This window comes from Lysinibacillus sp. FJAT-14222 (genome assembly GCF_001278875.1).
Taxonomy (GTDB): domain Bacteria; phylum Bacillota; class Bacilli; order Bacillales_A; family Planococcaceae; genus Lysinibacillus; species Lysinibacillus agricola.
Map to the genome: position 1 here is coordinate 1 of NZ_LIYL01000014.1, position 21,857 is coordinate 21,857.

A 21,857-nucleotide genomic window follows, 5' to 3' on the forward strand; every position below is an offset into this window, starting at 1 on the left:
AGTCGAGCGATGCTTCTCCAAACAACGCAATGTATCACACTATTATTTTAGTCACGTTTTCCTTTATAATAAAAGAATTAATGTGCAGGTGGTGCCCCCGATGATTTCAAATCAAGAAACCCTTCATTTAAGTCCATATATGGCGATCTACGATATTGTTGTGCCAAAAGATAATATGCTTCGCCAAATCAATGAACTTGTTGATTTTTCATTCATTTTAGAAGAGTTAAAAACAAAATATTGTTTAGANTGGACGTAATGCCATTTCTCCAATTCGCATGTTTAAGTACTTATTATTAAAAGCGATTTATGATGTATCAGACGTCGACCTTGTAGAGCGTTCAAAGTACGATATGTCATTCAAATATTTTTTGGACATGGCGCCAGAAGACCCAGTCATTGATTCAAGTTCGCTTACAAAATTTCGTCGGATTCGTCTCCAAGACGTAAGCTTATTAGACATGCTCATTGGGAAAACAGTTGAGATCGCATTGGAGAAAAAATCATCAACAGTCAAACGATTATTGTGGATGCCACACATACAAAAGCACGTTACAACCAAAAAACGCCTAAAGAATTTTTACAAGAGAAATCAAAAAACGCTCGAAAAGCTGTCTACAAAATTGACGAATCGATGAAAGACAAATTCCCCGTAAAGACCACTTCTAACGAAGTAAAGGATGAATTAGCTTACTGTAAGGAAGTTATTTCAGTCATTGAAAAGGAACCACAAATTGCACAAATGCCAGCTGTCAAAGAAAAGCTGAATGTTTTAAAAGAAGCCGCAGAAGATTTCCAAGAACATCTAAATTACTCTTCTGATGCGGATGCGCGAAAAGGGCATAAGACGTCGGATTCTTCTTTCTTCGGGTATAAGACACATATCGCGTTGAGTGATGAACGTATTATTACAGCGGCTGTCATTACAACAGGTGAAAAAAGCGATGGAAAATATCTTCAAGAGTTAATTGAAAAAAGCACACAAGCAGGTATGAAAATTAATACAGTTATTGGAGACGCAGCTTACTCTGAAAAGGCAAACATCGAATATACTAAAGAAGAGAAAATCGCACTTGTGGCAAAGTTGAACCCTATTCTTACACAAGGACCACGAAAAGAAGAAGACAAGTTTGAGTTTAATAAAGATGCTGGAATGTTTGTTTGTAAGGCCGGTCATCTCGTGACAAGAAAAGCACGTACGGGTAAAAAAGGAACGAGTATGAATCAAAGTCAGACATATTATTTTGATATTGAAAAATGCAAAGTATGTCCAATGAGAGAGGGCTGTTATAAAGAAGGCGCAAAAAGTAAAACGTATTCTGTCACAATTAAGTCGGATACACATGCCGAACAAGAGGCATTTCAAAATACGGAAGCTTTTAAGCAATTAGCCACAAATCGCTATAAAGTAGAAGCGAAGAATAGTGAATTAAAAAACGGACACGGGTACGATACGGCATCGACTGCGGGTCTATTTGGCATGGAAATTCAAGGTGCTACAACGATATTCGCCGTCAATTTGAAACGGATATTAAAGCTACTAAACGAAAATGAATAAGGAATAGAGACAGAAATAAGGCACTTCCTGTTCAAAATTGAACAAGAAGTGCCTTATTATTATCTGAAAAAGGTTCGCTAATTTGAAAGCGTAAGTTTTTCAGTGCGCTCCATAACGGCTGCCCTTTTGGTAACAGGCTTTGTCGGGTTATTTAGTGAAACAGCAATCAATTATGCCTCGGACTGCCGTTTCACTTACGTTATATAAAACATCTGTACCTGTCGCTACGCTTTCGGCAAAAAACATTTGCTGAAAGATGTTAAAATTAGTTTAGTACTAGCTATGCTCAACGTTGTGCTTTCATTATTTATGAAGAAAACACAATAAACTGCCTTTTACAGCGCCGCTTATTAATCCAAAAACCAAAGTACCTTTTGTTCCAAGGTCTTTGGTTTTTGGATTACATTTCAATTCTTCTTCAAAACAAAGACTTTCGTTGTTGAATTTTACGCATTCTTCGGTACAATATTTATCAAAAGAAAATGTCTTGTTCCCTTTAATCTGAAAAAATATTTACCTATTAGTGAAAAAATTTGCTCATCTAGAGTTATTTGCATTACTTTGTTTCATATCCTGTATAATCATGTCATTATATTAAGAATAGGCGTTCCTATTCCTAGTAACTTTTTTAAGAAAAAAGCGTCAATACAACTAGATTATAAAGGAGAAAGTTTACTATGAAATATATCATCTTTGATTTTGATGGAACACTGGCAGATTCTACGGCTGTGTTTGCATCAGCTTGGAATACACTTGCGCAGAAATATAAATTTAAAGGAATAGAGTTAAAGGAAATTGAATCATTGAAAAAATTATCTATCGCGGATCGAAGTAAATTATTTGACTTTCCTATGTATAAATTGCCTATGATTTTACCACAGTTTTATCGATTATATCGACAGTCATTAAATGATGTTCATCTTTATGATGGTATTAAAGAAGTCCTTATGGAAATTGATAAAAGGGGCTATAAAATCCTTATTATTTCCTCCAATTCAAAGGAGAACATTTTAGAATTTCTAAAAATGAATGCCATTCATTGTGTGTCAAATGTTCTATGCTCAAACCGTATTTTCGGGAAGGATAAAGTGATTAAAAAATTTTTAAAGGACTCTAACATTACACCATCAGAAGTTTTATACATTGGTGATGAGCAAAGAGACATTGTAGCATGCAAAAAAGCGGGAGTACCTATTATTTGGGTTGGTTGGGGATATGACGCTATTGAAGTTATACAACAAGAGGAGCCCGAGTACAAAGTTGCTACACCACAGGAAATTTTAACTATCATATAAACGAAGAGGATAATGGCGATTCCCCCCCGCTATTATCCTTTTTAAATGTTAGGATTTTACCTCGCTAATATGCATTAATTTTTCTGCTGTGCTGTTAATCCCTTTATAAGCATCGGTTAATTCCTGCATACTCACAGAAAATTGTTGCGTAAACGTTGTGATTTGATTTGCTGATTCATTGACTTGATCAATAGATTGTTTAATGCTTTCTAATTGATTTGTAATGCTATTGGCACTTTCATTACTACTTTGCGACATTTTCTGTATTTCAGATGCTACTACAGCAAAGCCCCGTCCATGCTCACCTGAGCGAGCAGCCTCAATGGAAGCATTTAATCCAAGAATTTTAGATTTCATGGCTAAATCTTTTACTAAATTAACAATCGTATTGATTTGTTGAATATCGCCAGTCATTGATTCCGAAAACTTGGATAGCTCCTCCAAGCGATTTGATACATCTACACTTGCTACTGCTAACTCTTCATTCGTTGCGGTCATTTCTTCAACAGAACTAGAAAGTTCTGTCGCTAATAAACGCATACCATCCATTTTTTCATTGGAAATAATGGCACTTAACACACCAATTACTTTCCCACCATCAAAAATAGGCTGTGCTGAGGCAATATATGCCATTCCAAAATCCTCAGATCCTCGCTCTTCTCTAATAAACTTTTCTGAGCTAAGAGCCTTTTCAGTTGTTGTTCCACGATACTTCACTACAGGATCACCAACTCTAATCTTTAAGTCCACTTGTTTACCTGGCTTATAGGCAATGACTTTCTCAGTATCAGCAACTATAATACAAGCATCTTCTGGATATGTTACCTGATAAAAATCAATAGAATCTATTGTTGCCTGTAGTTTTGGGTGCATTGTTTTTCCCCTTCCTCATAACACAATTATACTGAAATACCTCAATTTAACTATATCATGACACCTAAAAAAAGACACCTGCGACATAAGTGTCTTAGAAAAAACTACTATGGCTTTTTTAAGATTTCTACATATTTTTCTGCTGTTCTTATTTCAACTGTAAGAGAATTTTTACCATAGTTAGCTTTTATTAAAAATGGAACGGCAGTTGTATTTTGAAATCTAAAATCTAAGCCACCATAGGAAACCGTGGCGTCTCTTCCTTTTGGAACATACCCAATATCCAAGGAATGGTGGTGACGTTCTACAAATTTTATTGGTATTTGATCAACCGCATTAAACAAGGTTGAAGACGTTTGACAAATACCTCCCCCAATGCCCATCACAACCTTTTTATTGATGATTTCGGGTGCGGGCTGATAACCATTCGCTTCATCTCTAGGCCCAACTACTGTGTTAAAGGAGAAATTATCTCCACTTCCAATGATAACATTATTGATTGCCTTTGCAGAAAGTTCAATATTTTTATTTCTTCCTACATCATAGGTATTGAAGTAAGTTGTATAAGATGCGACAATTACATCCTCCAAATAAGGAATATCTTCAAAATAATAACCGCTTTCTGTAATGTAAAGAGGCATCTCCACTTTACCACCGAGCGCTGATGCTTCTAAGATTCTCTCTACTAATTCACTTTCTTTTAAAACAATTAAAGGACTACCTTTAATTACTTTTCCTTGATTATCTAGTTTATCAAGTATCATACGCTTATCATAGCCGGCTGTTTTTTCATTTCCTCTCGCTAACTCTTTTGCCAATTGCTCAATTTGTTTTGTATACGATTGCATATCACTTTCATAGTCCATTTCTTTCGGTGAAATTGTCTGTATGATGGCTTTGGTAGAAGGGTCCACAATTTCAACAACGACGGGCTCTGCTTGTTGTTGTTCAAAAGTAACAGGCTTTTTTAATTCCTTATTTTCTTGCTCTAACTCTTGAACTTGTTTTTCTAGCTTTTTCTCATCCGCAGATTTCCACTGACAGCCAACTAGTCCAATTGTGCATACAATACACAGTGTGACCATCCACTTCTTTTTCAACATAAAACACCTACCTCTATCGTAATACTACAGAGACATCTTATTCGTGTATTGCTGATAGTGTGTTGCTTTTTGTTCATTTTTATTTGTCTATAAAGTGAAAACACTCTACAAAGTCGAGTGAATCACTTTGTAGAGTGTTTATTTTATAGTTAGTTTTGTAGTAAACGTGTTACTGGCTCGTCGAGGCTAAATTTACCGTTATAGCCAAGTGCAATACCGTAATCAGCTAATGCGGCAATATAATTATAGCTCCAATGCGTTGTTGGTACGTCTTGGAATGTGCTTGTCCCTCCTGCTGTTATAGCAAAGGCAAGAACTTTGTAAGACTTTGAAATCGAAGCATTTCTAGTTGCTGTGTATTTTGAAATGCATCTAATTGATTTATTATGTAAAACAGTAACTTGCTCATTTCTCTCCTGAGTCACCTTAAGCTGATTCGACATCCATACCACTTATATGAAAGAGTCCTACGGTAGCTACCGAAGATTTACCTGCACCCGTTAAAAACAGGTCTATTGCTACCCAGTAATAGTTTTTTTATCTTTCCATCTCCTTTTTCATTTTCACCAATGGTAAAACATAGATCCTTATATTTATTTTTATTCAAAGGTAAGCCTCCTTTCCTCTTCCAATATTAGAATAGAAAAAAACACTAGAATACTGAGGAATGTTAATGTTTTTCACTCCGAATTGTTAACAAAATAAGCAGGCTCATAAAAATGAACCTGCTTGCGTTTATTAAAATGGATTATCACTTGTAATAACTTCTTGATGAATCACAATTGGATCAGAAATTAAGCCGTATTTTGCATCTTCAGGATATGTAACGGCTATTGTTGGCTCACTCCCAGCAAAAAGATGGATAGCCTCCCACGATGACCAGACAGTACACAAAAAGAAATGTGCATAATGATCTTGCTCTATAATTTTTACATAAGCTCCTAGATTTCCATCTAGTGAAGTCGACTCTTCTATACCTGTTTTATGTAAATATGCTTCGAAATCTATCTTCTTTTCTAGCGGAACCATACCATGCCAAGTCCGTGATATCATAAATCCCCACTCACCTTTTATGAATATTTATAATAAAATAATTATTATTATTCATATATTATATGACGATATCGCTTACTCTACAAGAATAATGCTCTTTTGTTCTTAGGGTTTTGAACATCGCTGGTAGCACTAGCAATACCGCCGTTAGAATTCATAACGAAAAAAGAACTACCCTTCCCTCAGTAAAAGCTGAGTTCGAGGTAGTTCATCGTTGTTATTTTTGTATAAACATTTGTGCCCTGTAATTACCTTCTTTGACGTATCCTACACCGATATGTGTATAACTTTTGTTCAGGATATTCGCTCTCTGACCTGAACTGTTCATCCATGCTTTCACAACTTCCTCTGCTGAGCGTTGACCCATTGCAATATTTTCGCCAGCTGATATCGAAGTTTTTCATCACCGTAAATGGTGTACCGTAAGTTGGGCTTGTGTGATCAAAGTATTTTTTGTCATGCATGTCTTGAGATTTATATTTTCTACTCGCGCAGACTCCCAATCTTCTTTTAATGCTGGAATACCTGCTTTTGCTCGTTTAGCATTGACTAGTTTGACAACTTCTTGTTCTACACTTGCTTGTTCTTTAGTAGGTAGATAAATTTTTTTGGCCTGAATATATTTGATTTGGATTGGCTAGTTGAGGATTGGCATCTATAAGCGCTTGCACTCCTGTTTGTTTTTACAGCGATTTTCCAAAGAGAATCACCAGATACAACTGTATATGAATCGGCTGCCATAGCACCGACTGGAACTAATAATGATGCAGATAATACTGTTGCAAGTGCTGCTTAAATATAAGCCCTCCTCTCTTAAGGGTGGCTTCTACCGCAAAAGCGTGCAGATTTAAAGTTTTTTATTTAGCATATTTCACATAAAATCTATAGATCAGTACTATATAAACCCAATCATAAATAAAGATTGCAAGCGAAATAATAGTAATCAATGGTGTTCTAAAATACATATAGAAGCCAATTGCTGCAAACACAGTCCCGATCATTTTACAAACGGCTATGCCCATTGATTGGCCACTTAAGTTCCCTCTTTGTATGAATAAAGCGATAAAAAGCCCTGACATCATCAGATTTTGGAAAAATGCTGCATATATGCCTGCCTTATCATTGAATTCATGCATCAGCGCTAAAATCGTGAAAAAGCTTACTACGAGTGTTATGAAAAAAGATGAATAAAATATCTTTCTCGGAATAATTTTTTTATACTCCTTATAACCATAAAGTAAAAATTGCGCCATAATGAAGATATCCAAAAGAAACCATAGGAAAGTAAGGATCCTTTGCAAATCATTTAGCGGATACATAAATGAAAAAATAAATTCCCATGAAATATTGGCACAAATTGCGGCCATGGGCATCCCATATCTCTTATCCTTTATTCCCTGTTTGATGATTAATATATATGTAATAATCCAAAATAGCCACATGCCAAATTGGCAAATCAGTAGGAATTTTTCTTGAGTCATATTTACAAACTCCTTCCCTCTAATAATCATTCTTCGATACTATATGTGAAGAAATCTATTCTTTATGTCAAAAGAATGCAGGGGGAGTGTGAATATTTGGACTCTTAAAAATCTTAAGAGTAAGCGCCTATACATTCATTAACCAATCATATATAGTAAGATGAGGTGATGATATGAAAACTAAAATTTATTTTGATAATGACCAATTTATCTCAGGCACTACCTTAAAGGATGACATCGAGCTTGAACAAAACAACATGGCGCTACATACATGTGTGAATGCAACGGATGTGCTAGATAATCGAAAAAAATTAGCAGCTACTTTACATTGTGATTTAAATAATTTTATTTGCACTCAACAAACACATAGTGCTAATTTCCATAAAGTCACGATTTCTGATAAAGGACGTGGCGCAGAGCAAATGGACACTGCCATTGCTAATACGGATGCACTTTATACATTAGAGCCGAATTTACTTTTATGTAGTTTTACAGCAGATTGTGTACCTGTTATTTTTTATAATGAAGTCAATGGCCTTATTGGCGTGGTTCATTCAGGCTGGCAAGGCACTGTTAAGGAAGTAACATTAAAGCTTTTCCAACATTTAATGGAGCATGAGCATTGTAACCCACAAGATTTTCACGTACAAATCGGTATGGCACTCAGTCAGCAGAAATTTGAGGTGGATGCAGATGTTTATGAAAAATTTCATAAGCTAGGCTATGCTGAAGACTTTATGTATTACAATGCACAAACAAATAAATATCATATCGATAATCAACAAACTGTTAAAAAACAATGTGAGCTTACAGGCATTCCTTCTAAGCAAATTTTGATTGATTCAACCTGCACATATCTCAGCCCAGATGGCTTTTCCTACCGTCAAGATAAACAGGCAGGAAGACATTTAAGCTTTATTATGCGAAAAGAACAGTAATGAAAAGGGACAATTCTTAACGGATTGTCCCTTCATTTTATCACTATAAATTAGAGTGATATGCCAGAGGATACATGCTAAGTGGTTGATTGTAGGGAAGACTGGGCGATTCCTCGGGGATCAGCGTCACAGATAAGACCCTGGAGCACAGCGGATGTTTTCTATGCGAAAGCGTAGTGCTAACGTAGCGGCAGCAACAATGTTTTATCTGTGCGACAGCAAAGCGACAGCAACAATGTTTTGTCTGTGCGAAAGCGAAGCGACAGCAACAATGTTTTATCTGCGCGAAAGCGAAGCGTCAGCGGCAAAGCGCCCAGTCGGAACGGAAATCAACCCCACGTTAGGTGATGACCCTTATTTTTGGAATACATACACCCTTTTAACATTTCATTATTTATTAACTGGACGATCTTTTCCAATTCTAAAAACATAATAGCTAATGATAACAAGAGCTAAGAAAATAATTCCCACAATGAGAGAAACTCGTGTATCATCATTAAACCACATACCGAATAGCACCATGACTAAAAAGGCAATCGTTATATAGTTTGTAAAAGGTGCAAATGGCATTTTGAATGGGTGCTTTGACAGTTGCTCACCTTTTATTTTTCTAAAACGTATTTGACTTATTAAAATAACAAACCACGGAATCATCCCTGGTAATACACTTGCACTATATACATAAACAAATAAATTTTTTGGCGCAATATAGCTGAGAATAACCCCGATAACCAAACCAATTAGTACGCCTGCTGTACCGAATAACGGAACACCATTACTAGAAAGCTTCGCAAAAAATTTAGGTGCTTGTCCATTCATAGCAAGCGTATACAGCATACGTCCTGCACTATATACAAAAATGGAGCAAGAATTGCAAGGCATTTTTGTATTCTATCCGGCAGGTCGACTGTTCAGGCCGGTCTTGAAGGGTCTATCCATCACTTCGAAGGTTTCATTACAATCAGATTAGCTGTTGTAGCACGATTCTATCTTGCTTTATCCGAAAACGAATCAACGAAGAGTAAAGCTGTATTTTATTATATTAAAAAAACTCTATCCCATCATGTAAAGATGAATGGAATAGAGTTTACTTTGTTACTGTAATAACGTTTGTTCCTGGAGCTTTGCAGAGAAGTATTTGCGTGCATCTGCTGTTAGAATTTGCAACAGAATAACCTCTTCTTGACGCGCAAATTCTACAAACATTCCACTTAAATTTTCATAGACATTTTGGATTTTGAAGCCGCTATCTAAATAATGATCCACCTTTTTTATTTCCTCTGTGCTTTGTTGATATTCTGACATGCAATCACCTCACCTTTCCGTTAATCAACCTAGTGAAAATCTGTTTGGTGTCTTATTTATTCAGTACCTTTTATTTCTAACAGCGGATCTGGTTGCTCAACGATTTCTTCCTCATCTGGAACAACAGTTGGCACAGGCGTTTGTTGCTGTCCAAATAATTCATCTAAATTATGACCAACTGTAATCCCTAAATATTTTGCATCACTTGGATCTTCTAACTCAGCTTGAGGGTATTTTTTGAACCACCAATACTTCGCTAATACATAATATACAAGTGCCCCTACAAAGAACCCTACTAATGAAGAATAAGTGGAGAAAATATTTGCCACTACACCACCGATAATCCAAGCGAGTAAACCAGCTATGTTAAAGCCATTCCAATATTTAAATTGCCCATCTAAGTCATAAAGTGCTTTTACATGCACGCGACGTTTACGGATTAAATAGTAATCAGCAAATAAAATACCAACGATTGCTGTTAAAATTCCTCCAATAATTAAAAGTGCATTGACTAACACATCAAATAAGCTCCAAGGCTGTGCTAGAATACCAATTATTCCTGCAATAACAACCCCAACCCAAAACGGCACTTTTGGACCACCAATATTTGAGAAGATTGTTGCCGCTGGGATAACATTTGCAGAGGTGTTAGTTGACCATTGTGCTAATACAATCATTAACAGTAAAATCCCTAAAATAAAGCCACTTGCACTTTGCTGTAATGCATTGATAGGATCAGCTGAGGCAACAGCCATATAGCACACAGCACCAATTGTCACAATGAAAGTATTTGTAATCGGCATGACGATTAATGAACCAACCAGCTGTGTTTTGTTGCGTTTGAACCAGTTGCGTTCATTTTTTGGTGCTTTAAAGAAGCGTGAAAGTGAAGGCATGTCGGCAGCTAGCGTCGCCCAGAATCCCATATTTGCCATAATCACTACCATAAATGCAGTGAAGGCTGCAAATCCTGTTGTTGGCGCCTCTACCCACGTCCAAATATTTTTCCCTTGAGCTACTGCATGATCTGCCAGTGTATAATACATCCAGCAGGAAATTAAAATAATAACTGGCGCTGCTAAGTCTGCAAAACGTTCAATAGATTTAATCCCTAGAGATGTATTAAATAATTGAAGTGCTGCAAAGACAATGAAACAGATAAACCAATTATCAAAACTAAAAAGTAAATTCAAAATGCCGTTTATCGCTAATGCTCCAAAATAAGTGTTCAGACCGAACCAACAGGCAGCCGTTACACCGCGGACAAGTGACGGAATATGTGTGCCAAATGTACCGAACGGAGCACGCATATATACTGGGAATGATAAGCCATGCTCAATCCCTATATCACCAATTAACGTCATAAATACACCAATTAAACACGAGCCAATCAACGTTGCTAAAATTACCATTGGCAATGGTAAGCTCATGATTCCCGAACCACCGATTGCAAAAGCCGCTAAGACAATTGCCATCCCTATCCAAATTACTGCAAAACCAAATGTTCCAATATTTCTTTGTTGATGTGTCACTGGAAGTAAATCTGGGGATTTTAAATAATTCCCATCTCGTTCCATATAATCTCTCCTTCTTTTATCAAATTTCCGTGACAACTTACATTGGGGTTATTCCTTCCTCCAACGAAAATGCTGAAGGAAGGTGGAATTTCAGTTTATTTAAAGACATATCACTTAGATAGACTGCTAATCAGAGATTGACGTTCATTCCAGGTCATTGGCGGAACTGTAGATTTGCGTTCAACCATTGTAATAGCACCATCTACAGGACAAACAATTGAGCACAAATTACAACCTACACAGTCCTCTTCCCGAACTTTCAGAATTGGGCGACCATCTTCTGAATATAAGTCGATACATTGATGCGATGTATCCTCACATGCAATATGGCACTTGTTACAGTTAATGCAAACATCGTTATTAATTTCAGCCACGATTTTATAATTTAAGTCCAAGTCACCCCAATTGGAATATCTGGAAACTGATCGACCTACTAAATCCATGACAGAGGCAATGCCTTTATCATCTAAATAGTTATTGAGTCCATCGATCATATCCTCAACAATACTAAAGCCATGATGCATCGCTGCTGTACACACTTGCACGCCCGTAGCTCCCATTAATATAAACTCGGCAGCATCTTGCCAGTTGGAAATACCACCAATGCCCGAAATCGGTACATTGATTAATGGATTACGGGCACACTCTGCAACCATATTGAGTGCAATTGGTTTAACGGCAGGGCCACAATAACCACCATGGGCACCCTTTCCTGCTACATGAGGCACTGTATTCCATGTATCTAAGTCGACACCCGCTAAGCTGTTAATCGTATTAATCATACTAATAGCATCTGCTCCACCTCTTGTAGCCGCTTCTGCCGTTACCGTAATGTCGGTAATGTTTGGTGTTAACTTCACAATTACTGGTGTTTTCGCTGCCTCTTTCACCCAGTACGTTTGTTTTTCCACCAATTCAGGTACTTGACCAGAGGCAGACCCCATTCCTCGTTCTGCCATCCCATGTGGACAACCAAAGTTAAGCTCAAGACCATCAACACCCACATCTTCTACTCGTTTAACAATCTCATGCCACTTTTCTTGCTTTGGCTCCACCATTAAAGAAGCGATGATTGCGTGATGTGGAAACTTTTTTTTCGTTTCATAAATTTCTTGTAAATTTACCTCTAACGGACGATCCGTAATCAGTTCAATATTATTGAAGCCCGCTACTCTTTGTCCGTTAAAGCTAACAGCTGCAAAGCGTGAAGAAACATTTAAAATTGGATCACCTAATGTTTTCCATACAGCACCACCCCACCCCGCTTCAAATGCGCGTTGTACTTGATAGCCTGAATTCGTTGGTGGTGCTGACGCAAGCCAAAATGGATTCGGCGATTTGATGCCCGCTAAGTCAATGCGTAAGTCTGCCATATTAGTTCCTCCCTTATGCAATCTCACTTGGATTTCATCAATTATGCCTCGGCATAATTGTGTCTGGAATCGGCTTTGTGCAAGCACAAAGCACTCCTTTCCGATTCCATGACATCCGCCGGAGGCTTTGGGCCAACGTGATGTTGGTCACTCAGTCGTTGCCACAGGACGTGGCGTTCTTAGACTGAGTTCCTCTATTCAGCGGGTGTTTGGACACCTGCTGAAAAGTAGCTTAAACTTCTGTAGCTGACGCTTTGCTTTCGCTACAAAAGCGATTTGCTGAAAGAAGTTAAACGTTGATGGGTCTTGTATGCTGCGTCTTTTCCTTGCTGTACAGCTGTTACAACCATCGCCTCGCCCTGTCCATTTCCGAAGACGACATCTCCACATGCAAATACTTTGGCATTCGAAGTTTGCATTGTCGTTTCATCAATATCCACAACGCCATTTGTATGCTGCAAGCCAAAAGCTTCAATCAATGACACAAAACGTGTTTGCCCAATGGCCTTAATAACAGCATCCACTTCAATAATAAAGTTGGATCCCTCAATCTCTTCAGGTCTTTGTCGGCCATCTGCACCCGCTTCACCGAGCTTCATTTTCACACATTCAATGCCTACTACCACACCTGCCTCATTGCCAATAATTTTTTTCGGTGCTGTTAACCACTTAAACTCCACACCGTCCTGCTTGGCAAATTCATATTCAAATTTGTACGCAGTCATTTCTTTTTGTGTTCTTCTATAAAGAATTTGAACATTGTCAGCACCTAAACGCACTGCACTTGTAGCACCGTCAATCGCGGTATTTCCCGCACCAATGACAGCCACTCGCTTTCCAACAATATTTTTTGTAAGCGTTCCCATTTTTGTCTTTCTGACAAACTCTATCGCATCATGTACACCGTCTAAATCTTCTCCTTCAATGCCCAGATTTGGCACAGCTCCCATACCAACTGCTAAAATAACACTGTCATATTGCGCCAAGATATCTTCAGCAGAAATATCAACACCGACAGCTGTGTTCGTTTTGATTTCCACACCAAGTTTTTCAATCTGCTCAATCTCCCAATCAACTACTTCATTTGGTAGGCGGAACGATACGATACCATAGCTACCTAAGCCACCAGCTTTCGATTCAGCTTCATAGATTGTGACATGATAGCCAAAACGACTAAGTTCTCGAGCAGCCGATAAACCGGCAGGACCTGCACCAATAATCGCTACCTTCTGTCCATTGCTTTGCCCTTGCTTAAATAACTGAGCATTCGTTTCCATTGCCCAATCTGTTGCATAGCGCTGTAACTCTCCGATTTTAATTGGCTTTGTTGAGGAATTTAATACACACGCCCCTTCACATAGTTCCTCCGTTGGACAAACCCTTGCACAGCTTGCACCAATTGGATTTGCTTCTAATATAGTCGTAGCAGAGCCCTTCATATTACCAGAAGCAATTTTTTTTATGAAATTTGGGATTTGAATACTCGTTGGACAGGCTTTGATACATGGTGCATCATAGCAATAAAGGCAACGATTAGCTTCCTCAATTGCCTCATTCTTTGTCATCCTGCTAGTCAATTCCATAAAATTACGTTTTAACTGTTGGGACATTATATTTTCTTGATTCAGAGCCATTTCCACATCCCCCTCATGTGTTCATTTTTTCCTTCTTATCATGGCTCGTCACCATAATGTGTAGGTTGATTTCCGTTCCGGCTGGGCGCTTTGTTGCTGCCGCTTCGCTTTCGCACAGAAAACATCCGCTGCGCTGCAGGGTCTCGGGCCAACAGGATGTTGGTCACGAAGGCGTTATCACAGGACGTGATGCTTTTAGCCTTCGTTCCTCTATATCGCTGATCCCCAAGGAGTCGCCAGCCTCCACTCCAATCAACCTATATAAATGGCATACGTTTGAACATATGTCATCCACAACTTTTGGTGATGAGCCTTATTAGTTACACCATTGAAAAAAGAGCTACATTCAACATTCATCTCACCACGTATAGGGATAGATAGTCTTCTGTAGCTAAATGAAAATATTACGAAACCGATTGCTCTGCTCTCCATCCAAAGCAATCGGTCATAACGTTAACTAAATGTTTAGTGCTTCTGTAGCTGCTGTTTTTAATGGACGTTTTATATATTTCCCACTACCTAATACTCCTACAAATTCTTTATTTTTAATGACGTACTCTCCACGAACTAGTACACTGACTGGTTCACCAGTTACTTCCCATCCCTCATATGGGTTATAATCTACATTCATATGATGCGTTTTAGCCGATATTTCTCGTTTTGCCTCTGGATCAAAAATAACAATATCGGCATCAGAACCTATTGCAATCGTTCCTTTTTGTGGGAATAAACCAAATATTTTTGCTGCACTTGTGGAAATCATATCGACAAACTCATTAATAGAAATCTTCCCTTTAGCTACACCTTCTGAATATAAAATACTGAAGCGATCTTCAATAAATGGCCCACCGTTAGGAATTTTAGAAAAATCATTTAATCCTAACTGCTTTTTACCCTTAAAACTAAACGAGCATTGATCAGAGCCAATCGTTTGTAGTTGTTTTGCTTTTAGAGCATTCCATAAATGATCCTGATGGTATTTTGGACGAAGTGGTGGAGACCAAACATATTTTGCACCCTCAAAGCCAGGTTGTGCTAAAGCAGATTGATCCAAAGTTAAATAAGGTGGACATGTTTCACCGTAGACGTCATAGCCTTTTTCACGTGCCGCAATGATTTCGTCTACTGCCTCTTTACAAGTTACATGCACAACATAAAGCGTAGCACCAGCAATATGAGCTAATTCAATGGCACGCTTCGTTGCTTCGCCCTCCAATTCAGCAGGACGAGTGAGTGCATGATAAATTGGCTCCTTATGACCTGCACGTCGAGCCTCTTCCACAAGCTCATCAATAACAGAACCATTTTCACAGTGCACCATAACAACAGCACCAAGGTCTTTTGCTATTTTAAAAGCCTTAAAAAGGGTGCGGTCTGTTGCTTGAAATTCTTTTGCATAAGCCATAAATACCTTTACAGAAGTAATGCCCTCCTGCTCTAAAATTTGCGGTAATTCAACTTCCGTTTCAGGGGTTAAATCACCAATCATTAAGTGGAATCCATAATCGATGGCTGATTTTCCCTTTGCCTTGTCATGCCACTTTTCAACGGCAGCTGAAAGTTTTTCCTCACCTGCCGTTAAGCAGAAGTCCAAAATAGTAGTTGTTCCTCCAAAAGCCGCCGCAATCGTACCAGATTTCCAATCATCATCAGTCACAGTATTGTTAAATGGCATATCTAAATGTGTGTGCGGATCAATTCCTCCTGGCATCACGAACTTACCAGTAGCATCAATAATTTCTGCCCCTGCATCGGATAAATTTTTACCAAGTTGAACAATTTTTCCGTTTTCAATTAAAATATCTGCCTCAAAAACATCTGCAGCTGTCGCTACTCGTCCACCTTTAATAATTTTTTTCATTCTGCCCCTCACCCTTCGTAAAATAATGGAGAATGCTCAACCATGACAATGTAAGGAAAGATAATTCACAACACCCACCTTAATGTAACGTGTATGTCTCTCCCATACTGAATTTTGTTTGCAGCGTCAATACTGTTTCAAGTAATACATCTGCTCCTTTCGCACAATCCTCAAATGTTGTTTCCTCTTCCTCGCAATGACTTTTACCATTAATACTTGGTACAAAAATCATCGCTGAAGGAATGATGCTTGCAATATATTGCGCATCATGACCTGCCCCGCTAAACATTCGATGAGCAGTATAGCCGAAGCTTTGACAAGCCTTTTCCACTTCATTACAAATTTGTGTATCAAAATAGACTGTATCCCTACCCCAGAGCTTAACTGGCTTTATGCTACAGCCCATATCCTCTGTAGGAAGATTATTCAGTATATCCTCAACCTTTTGCATAATCTCTGGCTTTTGATGACGTGAATCAATCGTAAAAGTCACATTGTTCGGTATAACGGTATGAATATTTGGAGAGACATTCATTCGGCCAAAGGTAAACACTAGCTGTTCATCAATTTTTCCAAGCTCTTCATGTAAATACGTAATGATTTTTGATGACACAATCATCGGATCTTGACGCATTGTCATCGGTGTAGTTCCAGCATGATTGGACTGCCCTGTAACCGTAATTTCATAGCAAACCATGCCTAATACACCTTCAACGACTCCTATTTCCTGTTCCTTTGCCTCAAGAACAGGTCCTTGCTCAATATGCAATTCAATATAAGCAAGCGCTTCTTTTAAGCGATTTTCTTGATCTCCCTCATAGCCACTTGCTTGCAGTGCTTCTTTGAAACTAGTGCCATTTTTGTCGACAGATTGTAGCATTTTTTCTTTTTCAAATTTTGATGAGATGACACCAGAGCTCATCATTGCTGGATCAAAACGAGCACCTTCTTCGTTAGTAAAATTAACAATCATTAACGGTATATCTAGCTCAATCTCGTTTTCCTTTAACGTTCTTATTGCCTCTATGGCAGTTAAAACGCCTAATACACCATCGAATTTCCCACCTTTTTCAACGGAATCTAAATGCGACCCCATGACAATTGGAGGGACATCCTTTTTCCCAGGCAGAATGGCATAAATATTACCCATATCATCGACTTTGATGTCCATCTCTAATTCTCCGCAACACTCACCAAAATAGTTTCTTGCTAAAACATCCTCATTCGAAAGTGACAAACGAGTTACGCCACCATTTTCAGTAGCTCCAAATTGACTAAATTGTTCAATTAACTCTTGCAATCGTCTACTATTACACTTATACATATGCAAGTCCTCTCTTTCACAGTAGTTAATACACATTCTATAAGAGTTAAAAATTATGAGATATGGATATCAAACTAAAAAAATATGTGCATCTGCACATGATATATGGTAAGTTATGTTCATAATAAGGGGGGAAAAAAATGGGGACGATTCGCAAAATTGTAGAGGGAGTTCAATTCCCAATGCTAACATTAGTAGCTGGACATAGCGGAACGTATCGAAGAGTTACAGGGATTAACGTAGTAGAAAGCATCGATTTAATTATGTTTTGTAGACCTAATGAATTAGTCGTAACTACAGGTATTAATTTATCCTCACAAGGAGACTCCTTAGAGCAGCTTGTAAAACTAGCTTTCTCTAAAAAGGTAGCAGGTTTTATCATTAATACTGGCCCATACATTCCAGATATACCAGAATCAGTCATCATTTTTGCCAACGAACATGATTTCCCTATTTTTCACATGCCATGGAGTTATCGGGTAGCAGATCTATTAAAAACAACATTTCAATTTATCGCCAATCATCACCAAGAGCTTTCTATCGAAGAAAAGGTTCTTTACAACTTACTTTTTCACTACAAACCAAACGCCAACTATATTAAAGATCAATTAGCACTGCTAGGTTTTCCACAAGGTAGAGAGCTAGCCATCATTTCATGCACAGCAAATGGTGCGCAAGCTAATATTGACCGTTATGAGGTCATGATCCTATTTGCATTTCAAAATAGATATAAACGCTTCTTAAAACTAAAGCATAAAAATCACCTCATCTTTTTAATCGACAGAGCACAAATCAATACACCAAACACTCCCTTCTCAAAAATTGTTGAAGAAATATACGACAAAATTACACAAAAAAATGGTTACTTGGATATTATCATCGGTAAAGGAAATTATCATAAAGAGCTTGAAAATGTTCGCAAAAGCTATGATGAATCGTTAACAGTAATCCAATTAGCAAAACTTCATAACAATCGCTTCCTATACAAATATAAAGAAATTGGTGCCTATAAAATTATCATGGCCGTGCAAAATCAAACATTAATCAAATCATATAGCCAAGACATCTTAGGTCAGCTATATCGCTATGATGAATTGCATAACACGGATTATGTCCAATTTTTACGGATTTTTCTCGAGGAAAATGGTAGTACTGGCAAGATTAGTGAACGCCAATTTATTCATCGCAACACAGTCCTTTATAAAATTAAAAAAATAGAAACTCTATTAGATATGGACTTAAGTAACCCATTTACAAAAACAAATCTCTACATCGCATTTTTGATTGAAGATGTGTTAACACATCAATAAACGCAACTTTATATATCAGAATTTTCATTCAATAGATTTACCTTCTAAATCATTTTATGCATTCATATAAAGTACAAATGGGGTCGACTTTGCATTTTGTTGCTGTCGCTTCGCTTTCGCACAGAAAACATTTGTTGCTGTCGCTTCGCTTTCGCACAGAAAACATTTGTTGCTGTCGCTTCGCTTTCGCACAGATAAACAATGCGTCCGGATTTTAAATTGTGCCCAGGCCTGCACGAGGGCCGACACGATGTCGGTCATTTCGGTAATACCACAGGACGTGGCGTTTTTACCGATGCAGTTCAGTTAGCCGCTTTCGCAGGATGTGAAGGTTTTAGGCTAACATCCTATATTTATTCCTTTCAAAATCCGACAAGCAAATGAAAATCCGCTTCGTTATCTGGGTTTATGGATGTGTAACTCTACACGCCCCTTATATCTATGCGGATTTTTGCCTTATATTTTACTTCTAACCATAACGAAAAAACTGACGAACCAAAATGGTCACCAGTTTTTTTGTAAACTAGAGGTATTATTTTTTGTTTTTATTTTTGTTATGTGAATCTTTTTTTTCTACTTTTTTCACTTCTGTTGTTTTTACTTCAGTGAAATCTGCTTCTTCCCCAATCTCCATACCATAGCTTGGGTTTCGGTCTATGCGAGTATGAGGATCAAGGTCTTCATCCTCATCAAATCGCATAACAAGAATCGGTATAGATATTAGTCCGGCTAACCCAACGAATGCATAAATCCATCGTGACAATACCGCTGTTTGTCCACCGAACAAATAGGCAACTAAATCAAATCTAAAGAATCCTATGAGTCCCCAGTTGATTGCTCCAATGATGACTAACACTAATGCGACTCTATAAACTACGCTCACGTTTACACCTCCTTCAATTGTAAATACGAAGCCAGTTATACACTTGAAGATATTCTTCACATGTATGAAATGCGTCGCTACTGCAGAAAAACCTGTCATAACAAGTGATAAAATTACAAATACTTATTGTAATTCAATCGTCTATTTTGACGGTCTTATTTTTTGCAATAACCGCTGTTTTATACAAAAGGCATACCTAGGCTAAGTTATTATTACAAAAAAAGGAAATTATTATTTTTAGATTAGAGAATCAAAGGTATTAAATCACTTTTTTAATGGCTCCTCATCTTAGGCTTGCTAACAAAAATTTTTTGTACCTCCTCTAAATCGTCTTACTATTTGATTTTTCATGCTGAAGTAGCCATTCCTTTCTCCACATTCCACCGGCATAGCCAGTTAGCGTTCCATTCGAGCCAATTATTCGATGACAAGGAACTACGATACTTAATTTATTTTTGCCATTTGCACTTCCTACAGCTCTCACAGCTTTTTCATTGCCAATGGAAACGGCAGTCTCTTTATAAGTCGCTGTTTCACCATAAACGACACTAGTTAAAGCAGTCCATACCTCTTTTTGAAAGCTAGTTCCCTCAAATGCATAAGAAAATGTAAATTCATGGCGCTCACCGATGAAATATTCATGTAGTTGCTGTTGACATTCTAATAAAACTTGAGGTGTTTCTTTTTGAGGAGCATTTACTATTTGATCTTGCTCTGAAAACATTATTGAATATATCTCTGTATCAGAACCTACTATTTCAACAATGCCGATAGGAGAGTGATAATCTAATTTATATTGTTTCATCGTATAGTGACCTCCATAAATAAAAAGTGGCATAAGCCTGCCAGCCTTCCCAATGTGTTGCGATGCTCTTAATTTCTTCAATAGTCGGCTTACGATTTAATGCTAATTGATTTTTCAAGGCATTATGAAGACCGACATCTGCAATAGGAAATGAGGTTGGATCTTGTATGCATTTCATTAGCACATAATCAGCTGTCCATGCACCAACGCCTCGAATCGCCATTAAGAAATTTTTACTTTTTAAAAAATCTTCTTGTTGAAGCAAGATCTCTTTTGTCAATTGTCCGCTTGCCATGATTTTTGCAATATCTATAATGAACTCAGATTTTCTAAGTGTAAATTGCAAATTTCTTAAGTCATCCACCTGAATAGCGGCAACTCTTTCATATGTTGGAAACAGCCAATAAGTTTCTCCTTCAAATGTTAAGCTTTCTCCAAATTGTTCTACAAATCGTCTTTTTAATGTGTATGCGAATGTTAAATTAATTTGTTGTCCGATAATGGCCCATACGAGTGCTTCGAATAAATCTGGCATGCCTATTATTCGTAAACCATAATATTTTTTAACAAGTGGCTGCAAAATTTTATCTTCTTGAGCCATTTCATAAAAACTATTCAGATTTCTTTTTAAATCAAACCATTCACAAATGTACTGTACAATTTTTTCTTGAGTACTTTCAGATGGTGTGTGTACTGGAAATTCAACTTTGATAGAATTTGCTTGATATCCTATTTTACATAAAATATTCTGTCCATTCACTTTAAGCAATTTATATAAATAACCGTCTTTAATTCGATGAAGCACCTCTTGACTAGATCTATTTAAAAAAATTAAACACTCTCTATAATTAAATTCTAGAGGAGGGTAAATCTCAATATAGGTTTCATTATTGATCCAATTCATATCCTTAGCTCCTTATTGATCTTGGGTACGGTATTCACTAGGCGAACAATGTTTTAAATGCCGAAACACTTTGTAGAAGTTTGATGGACTTTGAAATCCCGCTTCATAGCAAATTTCAAGATTTGTATAGCTTGTATTTTTCAAAAAATATACAGCTTTATCTATTCTCACTTTTTCTAAATAGGTACGCGGTGTTTCACCAGTTTCTTGTTTAAATAGGCGTTCAAGATGGTATGGACTAATCCCAACATGATTAGCAATATCCTGTAATGTTAACTGTTGTTTATATTCATTTATTAAATAGGCTGTTACTTTTTTGATGAGTTGAGTATGTGGAGAGTGTTCCACTTCAGGCTGGCACCTTTTACATGCACGATATCCAGCACTCTCAACCATTTGAATATCATCGTAAAATTCTACATTTATTTTTTTCGGCTTTCTCGATTTGCATGAGGGACGGCAATAGATTTTAGTAGTCTTTACAGCTGTAAAAAATAGCCCATCATATGTTTGATCACAGGCCATAATTTTCACCCACATTTCTTCAAATGAAAGATTGATTTTGTTGTCCACTAAATTC

At 37.4% G+C, this 21,857-nt stretch carries 20 protein-coding genes and 4 pseudogenes; 6 read left to right on the forward strand and 18 right to left on the reverse strand.

Translation table 11 applies throughout. The annotated features are described in order from the left end of the window. Window positions 1-100: 100 nt before the first annotated feature. The 3 genes and pseudogenes from AN161_RS30520 to AN161_RS06280 all read left to right on the forward strand — a co-directional run. Window positions 101-249: pseudogene (locus AN161_RS30520) on the forward strand (IS5/IS1182 family transposase); the annotation flags it as partial. 1 nt (window position 250) lies between these two features. Then, window positions 251-1,558 (forward strand): annotated as a pseudogene (locus AN161_RS06275) (IS1182 family transposase); the annotation flags it as partial. Window positions 1,559-2,235: 677 nt separating this feature from the next. Beyond that, entirely contained in the window at window positions 2,236-2,853 is a 618-nt protein-coding gene (locus AN161_RS06280; protein WP_053593515.1) for an HAD hydrolase-like protein, read from the forward strand. A 48-nt stretch (window positions 2,854-2,901) separates the two neighbouring features. On the opposite strand, the gene AN161_RS06285 is transcribed toward AN161_RS06280, so the two are convergent. From AN161_RS06285 to AN161_RS06310, 6 genes and pseudogenes are all read right to left on the reverse strand, one after another. Beyond that, window positions 2,902-3,726: a methyl-accepting chemotaxis protein gene (locus AN161_RS06285; protein WP_053593516.1), complete on the reverse strand. Its 825-nt coding sequence runs from the start codon at window positions 3,724-3,726 to the stop codon at window positions 2,902-2,904. 107 nt (window positions 3,727-3,833) lie between these two features. Further along, the gene (locus tag AN161_RS06290) at window positions 3,834-4,826 is read right to left on the reverse strand and encodes a VanW family protein (RefSeq protein WP_053593592.1); all 993 of its coding nucleotides are present in this window, start codon (window positions 4,824-4,826) and stop codon (window positions 3,834-3,836) included. A 152-nt stretch (window positions 4,827-4,978) separates the two neighbouring features. Then, window positions 4,979-5,272: an S-layer homology domain-containing protein gene (locus AN161_RS06295; protein ID WP_053593517.1), complete on the reverse strand. Its 294-nt coding sequence runs from the start codon at window positions 5,270-5,272 to the stop codon at window positions 4,979-4,981. A 295-nt stretch (window positions 5,273-5,567) separates the two neighbouring features. Further along, window positions 5,568-5,882, reverse strand: a complete 315-nt coding sequence (locus tag AN161_RS06300; RefSeq protein WP_053593518.1) for a hypothetical protein — start codon at window positions 5,880-5,882, stop codon at window positions 5,568-5,570. Between the two features lie 217 nt (window positions 5,883-6,099). After that, window positions 6,100-6,623: pseudogene (locus AN161_RS06305) on the reverse strand (CAP domain-containing protein). Between the two features lie 116 nt (window positions 6,624-6,739). Further along, entirely contained in the window at window positions 6,740-7,363 is a 624-nt protein-coding gene (locus AN161_RS06310) for a hypothetical protein (protein ID WP_053593519.1), read from the reverse strand. Between the two features lie 173 nt (window positions 7,364-7,536). Here AN161_RS06310 and pgeF point away from each other — a divergent pair, with 173 nt between their 5' ends. Next, window positions 7,537-8,301 carry a peptidoglycan editing factor PgeF gene (gene pgeF / locus AN161_RS06315; RefSeq protein WP_053593520.1) on the forward strand — a complete coding sequence of 255 codons (765 nt, stop codon included), beginning with the start codon at window positions 7,537-7,539 and terminating at the stop codon, window positions 8,299-8,301. Between the two features lie 154 nt (window positions 8,302-8,455). Continuing rightward, window positions 8,456-8,734 carry a hypothetical protein gene (locus AN161_RS27380; RefSeq protein WP_075807193.1) on the forward strand — a complete coding sequence of 93 codons (279 nt, stop codon included), beginning with the start codon at window positions 8,456-8,458 and terminating at the stop codon, window positions 8,732-8,734. Here the strand turns inward: AN161_RS27380 and AN161_RS06320 are convergent. The 7 genes and pseudogenes from AN161_RS06320 to AN161_RS06350 form a co-directional block, all read right to left on the reverse strand. Continuing rightward, window positions 8,692-9,156: pseudogene (locus AN161_RS06320) on the reverse strand (amino acid permease); the annotation flags it as partial. The gene AN161_RS27380 and the pseudogene AN161_RS06320 sit on opposite strands and share 43 nt — an antisense overlap. Before the next feature lie 240 nt (window positions 9,157-9,396). Beyond that, on the reverse strand, window positions 9,397-9,606 hold the full coding sequence (locus AN161_RS06325) for a hypothetical protein (RefSeq protein ID WP_053593522.1): 210 nt from the start codon (window positions 9,604-9,606) through the stop codon (window positions 9,397-9,399). A gap of 56 nt (window positions 9,607-9,662) precedes the next feature. Continuing rightward, entirely contained in the window at window positions 9,663-11,183 is a 1,521-nt protein-coding gene (locus AN161_RS06330; protein ID WP_053593523.1) for an NCS1 family transporter, read from the reverse strand. 110 nt (window positions 11,184-11,293) lie between these two features. Beyond that, window positions 11,294-12,556, reverse strand: coding sequence for an NAD-dependent dihydropyrimidine dehydrogenase subunit PreA (gene preA, locus AN161_RS06335; protein ID WP_053593524.1), 1,263 nt, complete (start codon window positions 12,554-12,556; stop codon window positions 11,294-11,296). 263 nt (window positions 12,557-12,819) lie between these two features. Beyond that, on the reverse strand, window positions 12,820-14,190 hold the full coding sequence (locus AN161_RS06340) for an NAD(P)-dependent oxidoreductase (protein WP_082339850.1): 1,371 nt from the start codon (window positions 14,188-14,190) through the stop codon (window positions 12,820-12,822). A 457-nt stretch (window positions 14,191-14,647) separates the two neighbouring features. After that, window positions 14,648-16,051: a dihydropyrimidinase gene (gene hydA / locus AN161_RS06345; RefSeq protein ID WP_053593525.1), complete on the reverse strand. Its 1,404-nt coding sequence runs from the start codon at window positions 16,049-16,051 to the stop codon at window positions 14,648-14,650. Window positions 16,052-16,130: 79 nt separating this feature from the next. Further along, entirely contained in the window at window positions 16,131-17,375 is a 1,245-nt protein-coding gene (locus AN161_RS06350; RefSeq protein WP_053593526.1) for a Zn-dependent hydrolase, read from the reverse strand. A 140-nt stretch (window positions 17,376-17,515) separates the two neighbouring features. On the opposite strand from AN161_RS06350, the gene AN161_RS06355 reads away from it, so the two are divergent. Continuing rightward, on the forward strand, window positions 17,516-18,685 hold the full coding sequence (locus AN161_RS06355) for a PucR family transcriptional regulator (protein ID WP_053593527.1): 1,170 nt from the start codon (window positions 17,516-17,518) through the stop codon (window positions 18,683-18,685). A 54-nt stretch (window positions 18,686-18,739) separates the two neighbouring features. On the opposite strand, the gene AN161_RS28620 is transcribed toward AN161_RS06355, so the two are convergent. From AN161_RS28620 to AN161_RS06375, 5 genes are all read right to left on the reverse strand, one after another. After that, window positions 18,740-18,946 carry a hypothetical protein gene (locus tag AN161_RS28620; protein ID WP_143114641.1) on the reverse strand — a complete coding sequence of 69 codons (207 nt, stop codon included), beginning with the start codon at window positions 18,944-18,946 and terminating at the stop codon, window positions 18,740-18,742. Between the two features lie 271 nt (window positions 18,947-19,217). Continuing rightward, window positions 19,218-19,568 (reverse strand): DUF378 domain-containing protein, encoded by a 351-nt coding sequence (locus AN161_RS06360; RefSeq protein WP_053593528.1) that lies wholly within the window; start codon window positions 19,566-19,568, stop codon window positions 19,218-19,220. A 322-nt stretch (window positions 19,569-19,890) separates the two neighbouring features. After that, window positions 19,891-20,373: a methylated-DNA--[protein]-cysteine S-methyltransferase gene (locus tag AN161_RS06365; RefSeq protein WP_053593529.1), complete on the reverse strand. Its 483-nt coding sequence runs from the start codon at window positions 20,371-20,373 to the stop codon at window positions 19,891-19,893. Then, window positions 20,360-21,277, reverse strand: coding sequence for a DNA-3-methyladenine glycosylase (locus tag AN161_RS06370; protein WP_053593530.1), 918 nt, complete (start codon window positions 21,275-21,277; stop codon window positions 20,360-20,362). Before AN161_RS06370 ends, AN161_RS06365 begins: the two co-directional genes overlap by 14 nt. Before the next feature lie 12 nt (window positions 21,278-21,289). After that, the gene (locus AN161_RS06375; protein WP_082339864.1) at window positions 21,290-21,850 is read right to left on the reverse strand and encodes an Ada metal-binding domain-containing protein; all 561 of its coding nucleotides are present in this window, start codon (window positions 21,848-21,850) and stop codon (window positions 21,290-21,292) included. Window positions 21,851-21,857: the final 7 nt, after the last annotated feature.